Raw genomic sequence first — 1661 nt, 5'->3', positions numbered from 1 at the left:
GCTCACGTTCGCGAATTAGCGCCGAGCCGGTGAGCACAATCGCCAGCATGGTAATGTTGTTGATGATTGCCATCACCGCGCCAAAACGGGCAGGTTCCAGATTGGGGTTAAAGCGCATGCGCATTTCCAGCGCCACCGGCGGCTCACTGTTGTCACGGTAACGCGCCACAAAGCTGTTCACTTCGCCGCTGATGATATTCTGGATATAACTGTTGCCGGTAAAGGCCTGGCTCATCCGCGTGGCATCGACGTTAACCTGAATATCCGGCTGTCTTCCTGCCAGCACATCGCGCTGAAAATCAGGCGGAATGTTCACGGCGAAGGTGTAGCGTCCGGCATCCAGCCCGGCATCCATCTCATCGGCGGTGATCATCTCCGGCGGTAAAAACCACGGGCGATAAAAGCTGTTCACAATCCGGTTCGACAGCTGTGACTGGTCCATATCGGCAATAGCAATCGGCGCCAGATGCAGCGAACCCGGCAGGACGGTCGCGGAAGAATAAACCGAAATCGTGAAGGCAAAGACGATCAGCGTCAGCATCGCTTTGTCGCCCAGCAGGCTGCGTAACTCTTTGATGCCGAGGTTATAAATATTGCGTAATCGGCGCATCACCCCTCCTGTTTTTTCAGCAGTAATACGCTCAGACCGATCACCACCGGAATGGCGATTGCCAGCGGCATAAACAGCTGCCAGAGATCCGTCAGATCCAACGCTTTAGAGAACGTTCCACGCGCAATGGTCAAAAAATGACTGGTCGGGTAGATTTCGCCAATCCAGCGGCCCGGCCCTTCGAGCGAGGCGACCGGATCGATCATCCCGGAAAACTGCGTCGCCGGGATAAGCGTGATAATCGCCGTACCAAAAATGGCGGCGATCTGGCTTTTCATAAACGTGGAGATTAACAGCCCCAGCCCGGTGGCAATGGTGACGTACAGCAGCGCGGCCAGCGTCAGGGTCATAAAGCTGCCCTTATGCGGCACGCCGAACACAAACACCGACAGCGCGCACAGCAGCAGAAAGTTCAGCATGCCCAGCACGATGTAAGGCAACTGTTTGCCGAGCAAAAACTCACTGCGGGTCGTGGGCGTGACGTACAGGTTGATAATCGATCCGAGCTCTTTCTCACGCACTACGCTGAGGGCGCTGAGCATGGAAGGGATCATCATCAACAACAGTGGGATCACCGCCGGAACAATCGCCGGCAGACTCTTCACATCCGGGTTGTAACGATAGCGAGTTTCAATGGTCATCAGCCCGTTTTGCCCACTGGCATTGGGCTGACGCGCCATCACATCCTGCAGCCAGGTCTGGTGCATCGCCTGTACGTAGCCTCTGACCGTTTCAGCGCGGCTCGGCATTGCGCCATCGACCCAGACGCCAATCTTCACCGGCGTGCCACGCGCGATATCGCGGCCAAAGTTTGGCGGGATCTCTATTGCTACCGCCACTTCGCCCGAACGCATTCGCTTGTCCAGCTCGTCATAACTGGTGAGCGGCGGCTGCTCAATAAAATAGCGCGACCCCGCCAGATTCAGCGACCACGCCTGGCTGCTGACGGTCTGGTCACGATCGAGCACCGAAAAACGCAGATTTTCCACGTCCATGCTGATGCCGTAGCCCATGATCAGCATCAGGATCACCGTCCCCATCAGCGCCAGCG

2 protein-coding genes are annotated in these 1661 nt (G+C 56.8%); both read right to left on the bottom strand.

Annotated elements, in window-relative coordinates:
- Positions 1-610 (bottom strand): ABC transporter permease (locus FDX03_RS23675; protein ID WP_349290442.1); only part of this gene is annotated, 610 nt, incomplete at its 3' end.
- On the bottom strand, positions 610-1661 hold a 1052-nt coding region (locus FDX03_RS23670; RefSeq protein ID WP_249357119.1), incomplete at its 5' end, for an ABC transporter permease. The genes FDX03_RS23675 and FDX03_RS23670, both read right to left, overlap by 1 nt.

Origin of the sequence: Citrobacter sp. wls827, from assembly GCF_005280875.1 — a bacterium.
Lineage (GTDB): Bacteria > Pseudomonadota > Gammaproteobacteria > Enterobacterales > Enterobacteriaceae > Citrobacter > Citrobacter youngae.
This window is presented reverse-complemented; position numbering and strand designations above follow the sequence as displayed.